Genomic DNA, 14,933 nt, shown 5'->3' on the forward strand with positions numbered 1-14,933 from the left:
TCCAGGGGTCGTCGCCGCCGCCGAACAATCCGAGCAGGCCGAGATTGTAGAGGACGAAAGGCACGATCAGCAGCGGGATGGCACCGAACATCTGGGCGACTCCAATCAGGGCACCCCCTTTTGTAAAATCCGCGGCAAGCGCGCCGTCAAGGTTTTTCGCCGCCGCGGCGAACACGCTGTAAGACCTAATGAAATAACGATGTCAGCCGGTTGCGCCGCCATCGGCAGTGCGAGCGGTCAATTCCGGACGCCGCCGGCGCCAAAACAAAAAGACCGGCCAGGGACCGGTCTTTCGAATCGTCAGAAATCCTTGGAAGCTTCTCAGCTTTCCTTCGGCTCCAGAACCTGGCGGCCGCGATACATGCCGGTCTTCAGGTCGATGTGATGCGGGCGGCGCATTTCGCCGGAATTCTTGTCCTCGACATAGGTCGGGGCCTTGAGGGCGTCGGCCGAGCGGCGCATGCCGCGCTTCGACGGAGAGGTTTTTCTTTTTGGAACGGCCATGGATATGCTCCACTACATGGTCAAAATGCCCCGGCAACCCTCGCGAAAGGGCCGCATCGAGGCCATAATCTGAGAAAGTTGGGTGCCTATACACGCCTTGCGCCGTTTTGGCCAGCGCTGGCCGCGAATTTTTTTGAGCCGGCGCCGCGACGGCTTAGTCGAGGCACCCGACATAGGCACCGGATCGGCTGGCGCGCCGCTCGATCAGCGAGGCCAGCCGGCGCAATCCCGGCCCCGGCTTGGCCGGATTGCGCGCGATCGGGTTGGGCAGGCTGACGGCCAGCAGCGCCGCCTGCCTGCGCGACAGCTGCTTGGCCGAGATGCCGAAATGGTGCCGCGCGGCGGCCTCGATGCCGTAGATTCCCGGCCCCCATTCGGCGATGTTGAGATAGATCTCCATGATCCGCCGCTTCGACATCACCGCATCGAAATAGACAGCCAAAGGCAGCTCGACGACCTTGCGCACGCTGCCCAGCGGCCGCGACCACAAGAAAAGGTTCTTCACCGTCTGCATGGTGATGGTGGAGGCGCCGCGCGTCGCCTCACCGGCCAGCGCGTCGTCGACCACGCCGCGCAATTCGCCCAGATCGACGCCGCGATGGAAGCAGAACTGCCCATCCTCCGACATGATCACCGAGTTCGCCAGCACCGGCGCCACGTCATCGATCGACACCCAGCGCCGGTCGTAGCCGGAGAAGGTCGCGAGGTCCTTCAGCATCAGGGTCGATATCGGATGCACGAAGGACGGCAAATAGAGGAAGGTGAGCACGACCGGAATGGCCGCCAGTACGAGCGCGACGACCAAGCAGCGCCGGCCGATGCGCCTCATACTGGCGCGGCTCAGGCGCCGCGACCGCGCCATGTCCAGCCCTTCGCTTCCATGTTCGACGATCGGTTCCGTCAAGCCGTCCCACCCGTGCCTCGCCCCCTCCGGCATAAAGGCGCGCGCCTGCTTGCGCAATGTCTGAGTGTCGGCTACCGGTCCCGACCATGAGCAAAGACGACCAGATCGCCTTCGAAACCGCGCTTTTCCTGCGCGCCGCTGCCGTCGAGACCGAGCTGCGCCGGATTCTCGACGCGCGTCCGCTCACCGGTGAGATCGCGCGGCCCGAGCGCCTGATGGCGGCGATGCGGCATGGCGTGCTCAACGGCGGCAAGCGGCTGCGGCCTTTCCTGGTCATGGAAAGTGCCGCGCTGTTTTCGGCCGACAATGACGCGGCGTTGCGCGTCGCCGCGGCGCTGGAATGCGTGCATTGCTATTCGCTGATCCATGACGACCTGCCGGCGATGGACGACGACGATTTGCGGCGCGGCCAGCCGACGGTGCACAAGGCCTTCGACGAAGCGACAGCCATCCTCGCCGGCGACGCGCTGCTGACCTTGGCTTTCGACATCATCGCCGACGAGGCGACGGCCTTGCCTGCCGATCGTCAGGTGGCGCTCGTGCTGGCGCTCTCGCGCGCGGCTGGCGCCGGCGGCATGGTCGGCGGCCAGATGCTCGATCTGGAAGCCGAGCGCAACCGGCCGGACGAGGCGGGCATCATCACGTTGCAAGCGATGAAGACCGGCGCGCTGATCCGCTTCGCCTGCGAGGCCGGCGCGATCGTCGCCGGCGCGCCGGCGGCCGACCGCGAGAGGTTGGCCGAATTCGGCTCCGCGATCGGCCTTGCCTTCCAGCTCGCCGACGACCTGCTCGACCTGACCGCCGACGCCAAGCAGATGGGCAAGGCGACGAACAAGGACGCAGCCGCCGGCAAGGCGACGCTTGCGTCGCTGCACGGACCCGATTGGGCGCGGGGCCAGCTGCACGGCCTGATCGACCAGGCGCATCGGCTGCTCGAGCCGTATGGCGACGCAGCGGAGCTGCTCAAGGAGGCCGCGACTTTTGTCGCCACGCGCAACAGCTGACGACAGGCTATCGGACGCCTGAAGATGCTTTCTTGCCATAGCGGAGGCCGTCGACCAGTAAGGCGACCATGCGCTGCGCCTGATCGGCGCCGCTCAGCCTCGCGATGGCGTTCAGCAGGTCCCCTGCATCGACATCGCCCCGGATTTCCCCCGCGGTCGCCGCGGCACGGAGCAGTTGGCCGAGCGCGGGCTCCAGATTCTGCTGGAAGTATAGCGGCAGCGGCTCGAAGACTGGATCTCCCGAATGCAGCGCTTCGGCCAAGCCGCGCTTGGTCGCGATAAAGGCTACGTAGCGCTCAATCCACTTCAACAAAGCCTCGCCAGGGTCATAGCTGGCCGCGAGGAGAGGCGCGGCGGCGGCGCAGGCATCGATTTCACGACGAAACACCGCGGCGACGAGATCGGAGCGCCGCGGGAAGTGCCGATAGACCGTACCGACCCCGACACCCGCCTTCTCGGCGATCTCGCGCACCGGCGCATCGACGCCCGAGGTCGCGAACACCGCCTTGGCCGCCTGCAGCAGCGCGTCGAGATTGCGCTGGGCGTCGACACGCACGCGTCGGTCAACGCTCTCCGCCAGCTCATTTGGGGTGCGCCGTTTCCCGCTCACCAAATACCTCTTGAAAAACGGAACAATGTTCCGTATTTGTGAATCGGAACACTGTTCCGCAGCCGTCAACATAGTGCAGGGCGGCGGCTGTGACAATCAATCGGACAACAGGAGACGATCATGCCGGACAATCGCATCGCGCTGGTCACTGGAGCCAATCAAGGTGTCGGCCTCCAGGTTGCGAAGGAACTCGCGGCAAACGGGGTCACCGTCCTTGTCGGATCGCGCAATTTCGAGCGCGGCGAGGCGGCGGCGAGCGAGATCGGGCCGAGGGCCATCGCGTTGCAGCTCGACGTGACGGATCAGGACTCGATCAACGCCGCGGCGGCGCGTATCGGCAACGAATTCGGCCGGCTCGACCTGCTCGTCCAGAATGCCGCGATTTCGAATACCGGACGCCGGCCGGACGCGACTGTCGAGGACCATGCCAGATTGACCCGCCCGAGCAACGTCTCCCTCGATGAAGTACGCGCCGTGTGGGAGACCAACGTGTTCGGCGTGCTTGCCGTTTACCAGGCGATGCTGCCGCTGCTGCGCCGATCGGCGGATGCCCGCATCGTCAACGTGTCGAGCGGCGTCGGTTCGCTGACCTCCAACGCCGACCCTGCCTTCGGCTATCGCGCGTTGTTCGGCCCGGTCTATCCGGCCTCCAAGACCGCGCTCAACGCCATAACGCTGGCGATGATGATTGAGCTCGAGTCGACAGGCATCAAGGTCAACCTGGTCTCGCCGGCCTACACCCGCACCAACCTCAACAACTACGGCGGAACGGAATCGGTCGAGGACGGCTCGCGCGAGGTGGTCCGCGTCGCCCTGCTCCGTCCGGAGGGTCCTTCGGGGACGTTCACAAGATGGGAAAATGTGACGATCCCCTGGTGAGGCAGATCGAACATCACCGGCAGCGCAGCTTCTGCCGCAGGTCGCTTGGGCGGCCCGTCGAATTCAAGGAGAATAGCCATGCAGTACCGTACGCTCGGACGAACCGGCATCAAGGTCAGCCCCTACTGCCTGGGCGCGATGATGTTCGGCGGCATAGCCAATGCCGATCATGAAGATGCGATCCGCATCATCCACAAGGCGCTGGATTTCGGCATCAACTTCGTCGACACCGCCGATCGCTACAGCGCCGGCGAATCCGAGCAGATCGTCGGCAAGGCCCTGAAGGGGCGCCGCGACAGCATCGTGCTTGCCACCAAGGTCCACGGCCCGATGGGCGATGATCCCAACATGCAAGGCAATTCGCGGCGCTGGATCACCCGTGCGGTGGAGGATTCGCTCAAGCGCCTGCAGACGGACTACATCGACCTCTACCAGATCCACCGTCCTTCGCCGGACACCGACATCGAAGAGACGCTTTCGGTGCTTGCCGACCTGATGCGGGCGGGAAAGGTGCGCGCCATCGGCTCCTCGACCTTCCCGGTTTCCGAAATCGTCGAGGCGCAGTGGGTCGCGGAGCGGCGCGGCCTCGCGCGCTTCCGCACCGAGCAGCCGCCCTATTCGATCCTCGACCGCGGCATAGAACGCGACATGCTGCCGACCTGTCAGCGCTACGGCATGGGCGTGCTGGTCTGGAGCCCGCTGTCCAAGGGCCTGCTTACCGGCCGCTACCGCAAGGGGCAGCCGCTGCCCGAGGGCAGCATACGGGCGAAATTCATGCCGCGGCAGATGTCAGACGAGCGGAGCCTCGATGTGGTCGAGCAGCTCATTCCGCTGGCGGCCGAAGCCGGCATGTCCCTCACTCACATGGCGATGGCGTTCGTCATGGCGCATCCCGGCGTGACATCGGCGATCCTCGGCCCGCGCACCATGCAGCATCTCGACGACCTGCTTGCCGGCGCCGACATCCGCCTGGCCGACGACGTCCTCGACCGTATCGACCGGATCGTTCCGCCCGGCACCGATGTCGGCCTGAACGAGGCCGCGTACAATCCGCCGGCTCTGACCACCGCCAGCCTCCGCCGCCGTCCAGCCGCGGAACGGGCGGCGGTATGAGCACGCGACGCGTCGGGACGACGTCAGTTCTGCACGTTTACGACGCGCGGATCGGGAATGGGGACGGCCGCGATCAATTCGCGCGTGTAATCCTCCCGCGGCGACGACAGCACCGCGCGGCGCGGGCCGGCCTCGACGATGCGGCCGGCGCGCATGACGGCGACGTCGTGGCTCATGCGCTCGACCACCGCCATGTCGTGCGAGATGAAGAGATAGGCTAGGCCCAGCGTCTCCTGCAGCTCCAGCATCAGGTCGAGCACGCGAGCGCGCACCGACACGTCCAGCGCAGCAACACTTTCGTCGGCAACGATCAGCTTCGGTTCCAGCGCCAGGGCGCGTGCGATGCAGATGCGCTGGCGCTGGCCGCCGGAAAATTCGTGCGGATAGCGCGAGGCGTGATCGGCTTCGAGCCCGACGCGCGCAAGAAGGGAGGCCACGCGTTCGCGCCGATCGTCCCTGCTGCCGATGCCGTGGATGACGAGCGGCTCGGCGATGGCGGCGCCCACCGTCATGCGCGGGTCGAGCGACGCGTAGGGGTCCTGGAAGATCATCTGCGCGGCGCGGCGCACCGGCCGCATCGCGCTCGCCGAGAGGCCGTGAATGGACGTTCCGCCGATGATCACCGAGCCGGCGAACGGGACAAGGCCGAGCACGGCCTTGCCGGTGGTGGACTTGCCGGAGCCGCTTTCGCCGACGAGGCCGAGCGTGCGCCCGGGCCTTATCTCGAAGGAGACTTCCTGCACCGCCGGCGCCTCTGAAGCGCGGCGGCGGAACAGGCTGGCGGAGGCACCGTAATCGACGACGAGGTTCTTCACCGAAAGCACGGGCGCTTCGCCGTTCGGCGTCGGCGTCCGGGGGGTGGCCGTGATCCGGGGCGGCGCGTCGGTTCCCGCGAAGGCGCCGAGACGCGGCACGGCGGCGAGCAGTTCGCGCGTGTAGTCGGCTTGCGGCCGCTCGAAGATGTCGAGCGCGGACCCGGCCTCGACGATCCGTCCGTCGCGCATGACGGCCACCCGGTCGGCCATCTCGGCGACGACGCCCATGTCATGGGTGATGAGGATGATGGCGGTGCCGAACTCCCGCTTCAGTTCGCGCATCAGTTTCAGGATCTGCGCCTGCACCGTCACGTCGAGCGCCGTCGTCGGCTCGTCGGCCAGAAGCACTTTCGGCCGGCAGGACAGCGCCATGGCGATCATGACGCGCTGGCGCATGCCGCCGGAGAGCTCGTGCGGATATTGCTTCATGCGCCGCGCCGGGTCGCTGATATGCACGACATCCAGCATGTCGCGGGCGCGCTGCTCGACACTTGAACCTTCCGCTCCCTGGTGGATGCGGATCGCCTCTGTCAATTGCGCGCCGATCGAGTGTACAGGGTTGAGCGACGTCATCGGCTCCTGGAAGATCATCGCGATCTCGCCGCCGCGCACGTCGCGCATGGCGCGCTCCGGCAGGCGCGGGAGCGACTGGCGTTCGAGCCTGATGTCGCCGCCGGCGATGCGCAGGGAGGCGCGCGGCAACAGGCGCATGATCGAAAGCGCCGTCACCGATTTGCCCGAGCCGGACTCGCCGGCAAGGCAGAGCGTCTCGCCCGGCGCCAGCGCAAAGCTGATGCCGTCGATGACGCGCCTTGCGCCTTCAGGCGTCAGCGCGTCCACCGACAGGTTCTCGACGGTCAGGACAGCATCTCTTCCTCGTCCGGAACCATCCGTCATCAATTGAAGACGATCCTCGGAAAATAGAACGAGACGACCCAGTTCGGCATGTCGACGATCTCGCTGATGCGCAAGTCACCGCAGACCGAGCAGAGCATGTAGGCGTCGACCGGCTTCAGCCCATGGTCGCCGGCAAGCAGGTCGACCATGCGCATCACGCTTTCCCGCGCCGCGGTCATCAGGTCCGGTCCGACGCCGGTGGTGACCTCGTAGCCCGCCTCGTCGAGATGGCGGGTCACCGGTCCCGGCGTGGTGAAGCGCGGGCTTTCCAGCCGCGCGTCCTTGACCAGCTCGATCGTCGCCTCGACGTCCATGCGGCTCTCGATGGCCGTGCCGCAAACCTCGCCATCCCCTTGAGCGGCGTGGGTGTCGCCGATCGAGAACAGCGCGCCTTCGACCTCGACCGGGAGATAGAGCGTGGTTCCGGCCGCAAGGTCGCGGATGTCGAGATTGCCGCCGACGCGGCGCGGCGGCACGACAGAATGCAGCCCGGGTTCGGCGGGGGCTAAGCCGATCGTACCGGCGAAGGGTTTCAGCGGTACGCGCCCGCCCGGGCCATAGAGTGCCGGCGCCATCGAGGCGGCATCATATTTCCAGATGTGCAGCGCAGGTTCCTTGAACTGGTCGGCAAGCAGGCCGAAGCCCGGAATGTTGGCGGTCCAGCCGAGGCCCGACGGTTCGAAATGGCGCAGCGTGATCTTCAGCGCATCGCCCGGCATCGCGCCCGCGACATAGACGGGTCCTGTCACCGGATTGACCTTGCCGAAATCCATGATCGAGACATCCGCCACCGTGGAGTTCGCGTCGAACTGTTCGCCGGAGGAATCGAGGCATTCGAAATGGATGGTCGAACCCGGCTTGGCCGTCAGCGCCGGCTCGAAATCGCGGTTCCAGCCGAAATGGTGGCTGGCGCGATGAATGGTGTAGTCGCACTTCACACACATGGTTGTTGCTTCTCGTTTGTTTTTGGCAAGCCGCACTCCCGTTTCGGCGGCATCATTGAAAGGCCACCGGCGGCGGGCTGGACGCCCGCCACCGGCAAATGAGACGGCCTATTTGTTCACATAGATCGCTTCGTAATTGATGACGCGGGTCGGATCGATATAGATCTCATCCGGGCCGCCCATGCGCTTGGCCTTGGCCACCACGCGGCGTTCGTTGAAGACCGGAATCCAGGGCGCGTCATTGGTCTGGATGTCGGTGAAGATCTGGGCCCAGGCCTTGTTGCGCTCCTCGGCCTTGGCCGGCACCGGCATGGCGTCCGCCGCCTGGCCGCGGGCGTCGATGTCCTTGTTGCAGTACCACGACCAGTTCCAGCCGCCGGCAACCGCGCTGCCGCAGCCGAGGATCGGCCCGTAGAAGTCGGACGGATCCGGGAAGTCGGCGATCCAGCCGAGCCCGCCGGACCAGACCATCGGCGCCTGGCCCTGCGTGCCGCCAGCGGCAATTACGTTCGGATTGGCCACCGCCTTGATCTCGGCCTTGACGCCGATCGCCGCCAGATCCTGCTGGATCGCCTGCGTGATGCGTGGCTGCGGATCGGTGTTGGAGGTGTAGATCTGCGTCGAGAAGCCGTCTTTTAACCCGGCCTCGGCAAGCAGCGCCTTGGCCTTTTCGGGATCGTAGGCATAGCCCTTGTAGTTCTGGTCATAGCCCGGCATCAGCGGCGGCAGCACCTGGCTTGCCGGCGTGGCGCGGCCATTGATGATGCGCACGATGCGGTCCTTGTTGATGGCCATGTTGACGGCCTGCCGCACCTTGGCGTTGTCGAAGGGTTTTACCTGCGTGTTCAAAGTGACGTAGCTGGTTTCCAGCTGTTGGCGGTCGACGATCATGCCCTCGAACTCGGGGGACTTCTTCATCTCCAGATATTTCGCCGGCGGGATGCCGTCGCCGGCAATGTCGACCTCGCCCTTCTGCAGGCGCAAAAGCGCCACCAGCGGTTCCTGGCCGATCTCGATCGTGAAAGAGTCGACATGCGGCCGATCCTTGATGAAATAGTCGGGGTTCTTCTGGAAGACGAGGCGCTGGCCGATCGTCCATTCCTTCAGCGTGAAGGCGCCGGAGCCGACCGGATGCTTGCCGAAGTCGCCGCCGGCGGATTCCACCGCCTCCTTCGGCACGACGGAAGCGAAGTTGAGCGCCAGCACGTTGAGGAAGGTGGCGTCGGGCTGAGACAGCGTGAACTTTACCGTATGGTCGTCTATCGCCGTGATGCCCTCCATCGTCTCGGCGGTGCCGGCGGTCATCTTGTCGGCGCCAACGATCGAGTGGAAGAAGCCGGCGCCCGGGCCTTGCGTCTTCGGGTTGACGGCGCGCTCGATCGACCATTTGACGTCCGCCGCCGTCACCGCGCGGCCGTTGGTGAACTTGACGCCGGGATGCAGCTTGAACGTATAGACCTTGCCGTCGTCGGAGACGTCGTAGCTGTCGGCGAGCGACGGCCCCAGTTCCGTCGTGCCCGGCTTGTAGTCGACCAGGCGCGAGAACAGGGCGTTGATCATCGACCAGTTCTGCCAGTCATAGCCGATGGCTGGATCAAGCGTGGCGATGTCGTCCTTGTAGGTGACGATGATGTCGCCGCCATTGGTCGGCGTGTCGGCTAAGGCGAGCCTGGCCGGCATCAGGGCCGAGGTGGCGAGCAGTGCCGCCAGGCCAATCTGTTTGACGAATTTGTTCATTGAGTTCACTCCTCTGTTGGTCTTGTTGGTTATTGGCTGCGGATGCGGGGATCGACGAACGGGGCGACGAAGTCGGCGAGCAAATTGCCGAGCACGATGGCCAGCGCCGAGACCAGTGTGACGCCCATGATGATTGGCACATCGACCTGCTGGATGGCCTGCCAGGCGAGCTGGCCGATGCCGGGCCAGCCATAGACGGCCTCGACCACGACTACGCCGCTCATGAACTGGCCGATGTCGATGCCGACCATGGCGATGATCGGCAACAGCGCGTTGGGCAGCGCGTGGCCGAGCACCACGCGGCGGCCGCTGAGACCCTTGGCATGGGCGGTGCGCACATAGTCCTGGCGCAGCACCTCGATCATGGCGGAACGCACCATGCGCGCATACCAGCCGGCGCCGAGCACGCCGAGCGTGAGCGCCGGCAGCACGACATGCCGCGCCGTGCCGAAGCCGGACATCGGGAACCAGCCGAGCGTGGCGGCAAAGACATAGAGAAGCAGCAGCGCCACGACGAATTGCGGCGACGAGACGCCGACGAAGGACAGCATCATCACCGAGCGGTCGACGAAGCCGCCGCGCCGAACCGCCGCGATGATGCCGAAGGTCAGGCCGAGCGCGACCTCGACGACGATTCCGGCGGCCATGAGGATGAGCGTCGCCGGCAGCCGCGCCAGGATCAGCGGCAGCACCTCGGTCTTCTGCGTATAGGAGCGGCCGAGATCGCCATGCAGCAGGTTGCCGTCATAATGCAGGAACTGCATGACCAGAGGCTGGTCGAGGCCAAGCTCATGCCGGATGGCGGCCACCATCTGCGGCGTCGCGGAGCGCCCGGCGATCAGCACGGCGGGGTCCGCCGGCAGGAAATAGAGCAGAAGGAAGGTGATGGCGGCCACGCCGAGCAGGATCAGCACGGCCTGGACGAGACGGCGGGCGAGGAAGAAGGCCATCGTCACAGCCTCCCGCGCTGGGTCGGGTCGAGGATGTCGCGCAGGGCGTCGCCGATCAGATTGAAGGACAGCGCCGTGGCGAGGATGATCGCGCCGGGGATGAACACCAGCCAGGGCGCATCCTGGAAATAGCTCTGGCTCTCGAAGATGATGTTGCCCCAGGAAGGCTGCGGCGGCTGCACGCCAATGCCGAGGAAGGACAGCGTCGCCTCGAGCAGCACCGTGGTGGTGATGCCGAGCGTGCCCCAGACGATCGCGGTCGGCATCAGGTGGGGAAGGATGTGCAGAAGGATGATGCGGCCATTGCCGGCGCCCAGCGAACGCTCGGCGACGATGAAGTCGCGTTCCACCAGGCCGCGCGTTTCGGTGTAGACGATGCGGGCGACCTGCACCCAGTTCACCAGGGCGATCACCATGGCGACGATCCACAGGCTGGGTCTCAGCAGCGCCGCGAGCGCGATTGCGAGCAGCAGCGCCGGAAAGGCCATCATCAGGTCGGTGAAGCGCATCAGCAAATTGCCGGCGGCGCCGCGCAGATAGCCGGCGAGCAGCCCGACAAGCAATCCGATCGCGACGGCGACCCCGTTGGCGACGAGACCGATGATCAGCGACGTGCGGGCGCCGAACAGCACGCGGGCGAAGAGGTCGCGGCCGAGCGTGTCGGTGCCGAACAGATGGTCGCCGCCAGGGGGCAGCGGCGCGCCTTCGAGCGACAGGCCGTCGGCAAGCTGGTCGTCCGGCGAGAAATGCGCGATCCATGGCGCGAAGATCGCCGCCAGCAGGACGAGCACGACCACGATCAGCCCGAAAAGGGCGGAAGGCCGTCTTGTCAGTTCGCGCAGAACCCGCATGCCAGCGGCCTACATCGCGCGCGGCACGGGCTCATGCCCGGCAACTATGGAAACGGCGACGTGCTCGACGGTGAGCCGGCGCTGCATGGCGAGGCGGCAGAGCGTGCGATAGGCGCCGGCCTCATCGCCGCCTTGCGCGGCCATGATCGAGCGCATCGCGTCGTAGACAATCGGTCTCAGCCGCAGACGCTCCTCCAGGCCGGCGATGCGCGCCTTGACGGCGGTTCGCTCATGGTGGGCGTGCGTGGCAAGCACCAGCGCCGGATAAACCGAGGAGGCGGTGACCGGCTTGGCGATGAGCGCGCCGGCGCCCTTGCCCAGCGCCCAGGCGATGCGGCCCGGCGCTTCGGAACCAAGCAGCGCGACCACCGGAACGGGCGCCTCGTCCCCGTCCCATGGCAAAAGATCGTCCCAGCCCTGGTCGGCGTCGACAAGGACGATGTCGGCCGGCGTTTCGGCGAGATCGAGCGGCTTCCACTGCACCAGGACGGTGACACCGAGACGTTCGAGCTGACGCTTCAGGCGCTCGATGTTGTCGTCGGCGCGATGCAGGATCGCGGCGCGCCAGGAGACGAAATTCGGCGTCCGCGTCATTGCACGACCCTCAGATGCGGGACGGGCTGGCTGGCCAGCGTGCCGACAAGATAGGGATCGGCGACGATCGCGCCATGCGAGGCGATGACGTCGAAGCCGGGCTGTTCGTTGATGCGACCGAGATGGAAAGGCAGGGCCGCATGGTTGGTGCGCGGGTCGATTGCGAGGGGTCCGAGCACAGTCTGTCGCGGCCTGGCGTGCAGGAAGCCGCGCACGCTGGCGGGGTCGTCGCGATTGGCCTCGGTGATCGCCTCGGCGCAGAGCTTCACCGCCGCATAAGCGCCGGCGAAGAAGCTGGAGACGCGGCGTCCGGTGCCGAAACGGGCGGCGACGCGCTGCTTGAAAATCCGGTTTTCGAGCGACGCCAGGCTTTCGAAGTAAGAGGCTGTCGAGAGCTGACCGACGGCTGTGCCCGGCTCGATCTCGCCGAGCTCGCATTCCGTCAGGTCGCAGCTCAGCACCGGGCAGCGTTCCGGCGCGAAGGCAGGATCGCGATCCGCCAACCGGCGCACAGCGGCCAGGAAGGCGTAGCTCGACGGGCCAATCATGTTGTTCAAGATGAAGTCGGGCCGGTGGCGCTCCAGATCGGCGATCAGCAGGCCGACATCGGTCTCCTCGATCGGCAAATAGCGCTCGCCGAGCACCTCGCCGCCGGCGCGCGTGAGAAGCTCGCGCGCCAGCCGGTTCATCTCCCAGCCCCAGACATAATTGGCGCCGGCGAGATAGACGCGCTTGCCGTAGCGGGGCAGCATGTAGTCGAACAGCGGTATCAGATGCTGGTTGGGACAGGCGCCGGTGTAGATGACGTTCTCGTTGGCCTCGAAGCCTTCGTAGGGGCAGATGTACCAGAGCAGCCCGTCATATTTCTCCACCAGCGGGATGACATCCTTGCGCGACAGGGAGGTGATGGTGCCGATCACATTGCGGCATTGGTCGTCGCGCAGCATGGAGCGGATCAGGTCGAGGTAACGCTCCGGCTGGCCGCCCGGATCGCCGAAGACCGGCTCGATGCGCACGGCGCTGCCGGCCTTCTCCAGTTCTTCGATGGCAAATTCGGCGCCGGCGCGGCAGTCGCGGCCGATCGCCCCGTAGGGACCGGTGGTCGAATAGAGGATGCCGACCCTGAACGTCTTCACCCGGACCTCAAAAAACAAAGGCCCCACACGCATCCCATGCTTTCATGAGACGCGGCGAGGCCATGCTGCCCTTGCCCGGCAATGCCGGACGCGATGTGTTACGCGGGAAATTGTGCGCTTGCGAAATAGAACACGAGTGGACGCAGGCTTGTCAACGGTCCTGCGCGCGAATGGGTACAATGGCTTGGTGGTTTGCCCATCAAGCGACCGGCTCGCTCAAAGCCGCCACGGTTTTCAGCGGTGACGCCGCCGATGTTTACACTCTTGCCTCGGCAAAGATGCGGGACGCCCATTCCAGGAAGACGCGCAGCCGCGGCGCGAGCTGGCGGTTCTGCGGATAGAGCGCGAACAACGGCGTCGGCGTCGGCGGGAAATCCTTGAGAACCTCCACCAGCGTCCCGTCAGCCAGGTCTTTTTCGAGCCGGTAGCGTGGCGCCTGCAGAAGGCCGAAGCCCAGGCGCGCCAGATCGGCCGCGGTGTCGGAATTGTTGACACGGACCCGGCCCGGCAACGTTACCTGGCGCAGGCCGGCGCCCATCGTGAATTCCAGCGGCAGGATATCGCCGGTCCGGGAGGAAACGAAGCAGACGGCCTGGTGGCCTTCCAGCGCCTCGGGCGATGCCGGCGTTCCGTGGCGTTTCAAATAGGCTGGGCTGGCGCAGGTGATCTCGGCGATCATCGCCAGCCGCCGCATGATCATGCCGCTGTCCTGCGGTTCGCCGGCGCGAATGACACAGTCGACGCCTTCGCGCACCAGGTCGACCAGCCGGTCGCCTTGGCCGATATGCAGGTCGATGCCGGGATAGCGTTCGAGGAAGGCCGGCAGTTGCGGAAGCAGGAAGCGCTGCGTGAGCAGCGGATGCGCATCGATGCGCAACAGGCCGCGCGGCTCGGCGCTGCGGAATCCGGCCTCGGCATCCTCCACCTCGGCAAGGATCGACAGGCAGCGCTCGTAATAAGCCTGCCCGTCGAGCGTCGTGGCGACATGGCGCGTTGTGCGGTCTAGCAGCCTTGTCCCCAGATGCTCCTCCAGTTGCTGGATCGCTTCGGTCGCGGTCGAGCGCGGCAGGCCGAGATCGGCTGCGGCCGCGGTGAAATTGCGCCGCTCCACCACGCGCACGAACAGTCGCATCCTGTCCAATCGATCCATGGCTGATTGTTCGCTCAGTTCGAATACTGCTGTCAATAGCCGGCCGATTATCCGGAAGACAGGACGATCTATATCGGCTCCACAACAAACAAACGAACGGAGACCGATCATGCAGAAGACAAGAACAGCGATCGTGACAGGCGCATCGAGAGGCATCGGCGCCGCGATCGCCAAGCGGCTCGCCCGGGACGGCATCGCCGTCATCGTCAATTATGCGCGCGGCAAGGACGCGGCCGGCGAGGTGGTGTCGGCCATCGAGGCTACCGGCGGCACCGCTCTCGCGGTCCAGGCCGACATCGGCGAACCGACCGGCATGGCCGCCTTGTTCGACGCGGCTGAAAGGGCATTTGGCAAGGCCGACATCCTCATCAACAATGCCGGCATGATGCGGCTGTCGCCCATCGCCGACACCGACGACGCTGCATTCGAACGGCAGCTCGCCATCAATCTCGGCGGCACGTTCCGCGGCATGCGCGAAGCTGCAACACGCTTGAACGATGGTGGCCGTATCATCAACTTTTCTTCAAGTGTCGTGGGCTTCTACCAGCCGGCCTACGGCGTCTATGCCGCGACCAAGGCCGGCGTCGAAGCGATGACGCATATCCTTGCCAAGGAACTCGGCCCGCGCGGCATCACGGTCAACGCCGTCGCGCCCGGCCCGGTCGACACCGAACTTTTCACCGACGGCAAGAGCGCCGCGCAGATCGAGGCGATCACCAGGCTCATCCCGCTCGGCCGCCTCGGCCAGCCCGACGACATCGCCGGGCTCGTCGCCTTCCTTGCCGGCCCGGACAGCCAATGGGTCAACGGCCAGGTCATCCGCGCCAATGGCGGCGCGATCTAAA

General features: G+C 65.8%; 15 protein-coding genes. 4 read left to right on the forward strand and 11 right to left on the reverse strand.

The features are described from left to right. Window positions 1-321: 321 nt before the first annotated feature. The gene (gene rpmF / locus EOA23_RS10225; RefSeq protein WP_006203806.1) at window positions 322-504 is read right to left on the reverse strand and encodes a 50S ribosomal protein L32; all 183 of its coding nucleotides are present in this window, start codon (window positions 502-504) and stop codon (window positions 322-324) included. A 154-nt stretch (window positions 505-658) separates the two neighbouring features. After that, entirely contained in the window at window positions 659-1,366 is a 708-nt protein-coding gene (locus EOA23_RS10230) for a transglycosylase domain-containing protein (RefSeq protein ID WP_189341574.1), read from the reverse strand. Window positions 1,367-1,494: 128 nt separating this feature from the next. Here EOA23_RS10230 and EOA23_RS10235 point away from each other — a divergent pair, with 128 nt between their 5' ends. Next, entirely contained in the window at window positions 1,495-2,412 is a 918-nt protein-coding gene (locus tag EOA23_RS10235) for a polyprenyl synthetase family protein (RefSeq protein ID WP_127303865.1), read from the forward strand. A gap of 7 nt (window positions 2,413-2,419) precedes the next feature. Here the strand turns inward: EOA23_RS10235 and EOA23_RS10240 are convergent, their stop codons facing one another. Beyond that, the gene (locus EOA23_RS10240) at window positions 2,420-3,025 is read right to left on the reverse strand and encodes a TetR/AcrR family transcriptional regulator (protein ID WP_245474114.1); all 606 of its coding nucleotides are present in this window, start codon (window positions 3,023-3,025) and stop codon (window positions 2,420-2,422) included. 117 nt (window positions 3,026-3,142) lie between these two features. Here EOA23_RS10240 and EOA23_RS10245 point away from each other — a divergent pair, with 117 nt between their 5' ends. After that, the gene (locus EOA23_RS10245) at window positions 3,143-3,901 is read left to right on the forward strand and encodes an SDR family NAD(P)-dependent oxidoreductase (RefSeq protein ID WP_127303869.1); all 759 of its coding nucleotides are present in this window, start codon (window positions 3,143-3,145) and stop codon (window positions 3,899-3,901) included. Between the two features lie 78 nt (window positions 3,902-3,979). Next, the gene (locus tag EOA23_RS10250; RefSeq protein WP_127303871.1) at window positions 3,980-5,014 is read left to right on the forward strand and encodes an aldo/keto reductase; all 1,035 of its coding nucleotides are present in this window, start codon (window positions 3,980-3,982) and stop codon (window positions 5,012-5,014) included. Between the two features lie 23 nt (window positions 5,015-5,037). On the opposite strand, the gene EOA23_RS10255 is transcribed toward EOA23_RS10250, so the two are convergent. The 8 genes from EOA23_RS10255 to EOA23_RS10290 all read right to left on the reverse strand — a co-directional run bounded on the left by EOA23_RS10255 (window position 5,038) and on the right by EOA23_RS10290 (window position 14,088). Then, complete coding sequence (locus EOA23_RS10255; RefSeq protein WP_127303872.1) at window positions 5,038-6,726, reverse strand: ABC transporter ATP-binding protein; 1,689 nt, start codon at window positions 6,724-6,726, stop codon at window positions 5,038-5,040. Next, window positions 6,726-7,670 carry an acetamidase/formamidase family protein gene (locus EOA23_RS10260; protein ID WP_127303874.1) on the reverse strand — a complete coding sequence of 315 codons (945 nt, stop codon included), beginning with the start codon at window positions 7,668-7,670 and terminating at the stop codon, window positions 6,726-6,728. The genes EOA23_RS10255 and EOA23_RS10260 overlap by 1 nt, the downstream gene beginning before the upstream one ends. 108 nt (window positions 7,671-7,778) lie before the next feature. Further along, on the reverse strand, window positions 7,779-9,407 hold the full coding sequence (locus EOA23_RS10265) for an ABC transporter substrate-binding protein (RefSeq protein WP_127303876.1): 1,629 nt from the start codon (window positions 9,405-9,407) through the stop codon (window positions 7,779-7,781). 29 nt (window positions 9,408-9,436) lie between these two features. Then, window positions 9,437-10,357: an ABC transporter permease gene (locus tag EOA23_RS10270; RefSeq protein WP_127303878.1), complete on the reverse strand. Its 921-nt coding sequence runs from the start codon at window positions 10,355-10,357 to the stop codon at window positions 9,437-9,439. 2 nt (window positions 10,358-10,359) lie between these two features. After that, complete coding sequence (locus tag EOA23_RS10275) at window positions 10,360-11,208, reverse strand: ABC transporter permease (RefSeq protein WP_127303880.1); 849 nt, start codon at window positions 11,206-11,208, stop codon at window positions 10,360-10,362. A gap of 9 nt (window positions 11,209-11,217) precedes the next feature. After that, on the reverse strand, window positions 11,218-11,802 hold the full coding sequence (locus EOA23_RS10280) for an ANTAR domain-containing protein (protein WP_127303881.1): 585 nt from the start codon (window positions 11,800-11,802) through the stop codon (window positions 11,218-11,220). Next, window positions 11,799-12,938: a transporter substrate-binding domain-containing protein gene (locus EOA23_RS10285; protein WP_245474116.1), complete on the reverse strand. Its 1,140-nt coding sequence runs from the start codon at window positions 12,936-12,938 to the stop codon at window positions 11,799-11,801. Before EOA23_RS10285 ends, EOA23_RS10280 begins: the two co-directional genes overlap by 4 nt. 256 nt (window positions 12,939-13,194) lie before the next feature. Further along, on the reverse strand, window positions 13,195-14,088 hold the full coding sequence (locus EOA23_RS10290) for a LysR family transcriptional regulator (RefSeq protein ID WP_127303884.1): 894 nt from the start codon (window positions 14,086-14,088) through the stop codon (window positions 13,195-13,197). 109 nt (window positions 14,089-14,197) lie between these two features. Between EOA23_RS10290 and EOA23_RS10295 the strand changes: the two genes are divergently transcribed. After that, window positions 14,198-14,932, forward strand: coding sequence for an SDR family oxidoreductase (locus EOA23_RS10295; protein ID WP_189341572.1), 735 nt, complete (start codon window positions 14,198-14,200; stop codon window positions 14,930-14,932). Window position 14,933: the final 1 nt, after the last annotated feature.

The organism is Mesorhizobium sp. M2A.F.Ca.ET.042.01.1.1, assembly GCF_003997405.1.
GTDB lineage: Bacteria > Pseudomonadota > Alphaproteobacteria > Rhizobiales > Rhizobiaceae > Mesorhizobium.

Bases quoted from the DNA above. Each gene is read 5' to 3' on its own strand.
- EOA23_RS10280 (WP_127303881.1), bottom strand. From the start codon at position 11,802: ATGACGCGGACGCCGAATTTCGTCTCCTGGCGCGCCGCGATCCTGCAT.
- EOA23_RS10230 (WP_189341574.1), bottom strand. From the start codon at position 1,366: ATGGCGCGGTCGCGGCGCCTGAGCCGCGCCAGTATGAGGCGCATCGGC.
- rpmF (WP_006203806.1), bottom strand. From the start codon at position 504: ATGGCCGTTCCAAAAAGAAAAACCTCTCCGTCGAAGCGCGGCATGCGC.
- EOA23_RS10295 (WP_189341572.1), top strand. From the start codon at position 14,198: ATGCAGAAGACAAGAACAGCGATCGTGACAGGCGCATCGAGAGGCATC.
- EOA23_RS10250 (WP_127303871.1), top strand. From the start codon at position 3,980: ATGCAGTACCGTACGCTCGGACGAACCGGCATCAAGGTCAGCCCCTAC.
- EOA23_RS10265 (WP_127303876.1), bottom strand. From the start codon at position 9,407: ATGAACAAATTCGTCAAACAGATTGGCCTGGCGGCACTGCTCGCCACC.
- EOA23_RS10290 (WP_127303884.1), bottom strand. From the start codon at position 14,088: ATGGATCGATTGGACAGGATGCGACTGTTCGTGCGCGTGGTGGAGCGG.
- EOA23_RS10270 (WP_127303878.1), bottom strand. From the start codon at position 10,357: ATGGCCTTCTTCCTCGCCCGCCGTCTCGTCCAGGCCGTGCTGATCCTG.
- EOA23_RS10245 (WP_127303869.1), top strand. From the start codon at position 3,143: ATGCCGGACAATCGCATCGCGCTGGTCACTGGAGCCAATCAAGGTGTC.
- EOA23_RS10260 (WP_127303874.1), bottom strand. From the start codon at position 7,670: ATGTGTGTGAAGTGCGACTACACCATTCATCGCGCCAGCCACCATTTC.
- EOA23_RS10235 (WP_127303865.1), top strand. From the start codon at position 1,495: ATGAGCAAAGACGACCAGATCGCCTTCGAAACCGCGCTTTTCCTGCGC.
- EOA23_RS10255 (WP_127303872.1), bottom strand. From the start codon at position 6,726: ATGACGGATGGTTCCGGACGAGGAAGAGATGCTGTCCTGACCGTCGAG.
- EOA23_RS10275 (WP_127303880.1), bottom strand. From the start codon at position 11,208: ATGCGGGTTCTGCGCGAACTGACAAGACGGCCTTCCGCCCTTTTCGGG.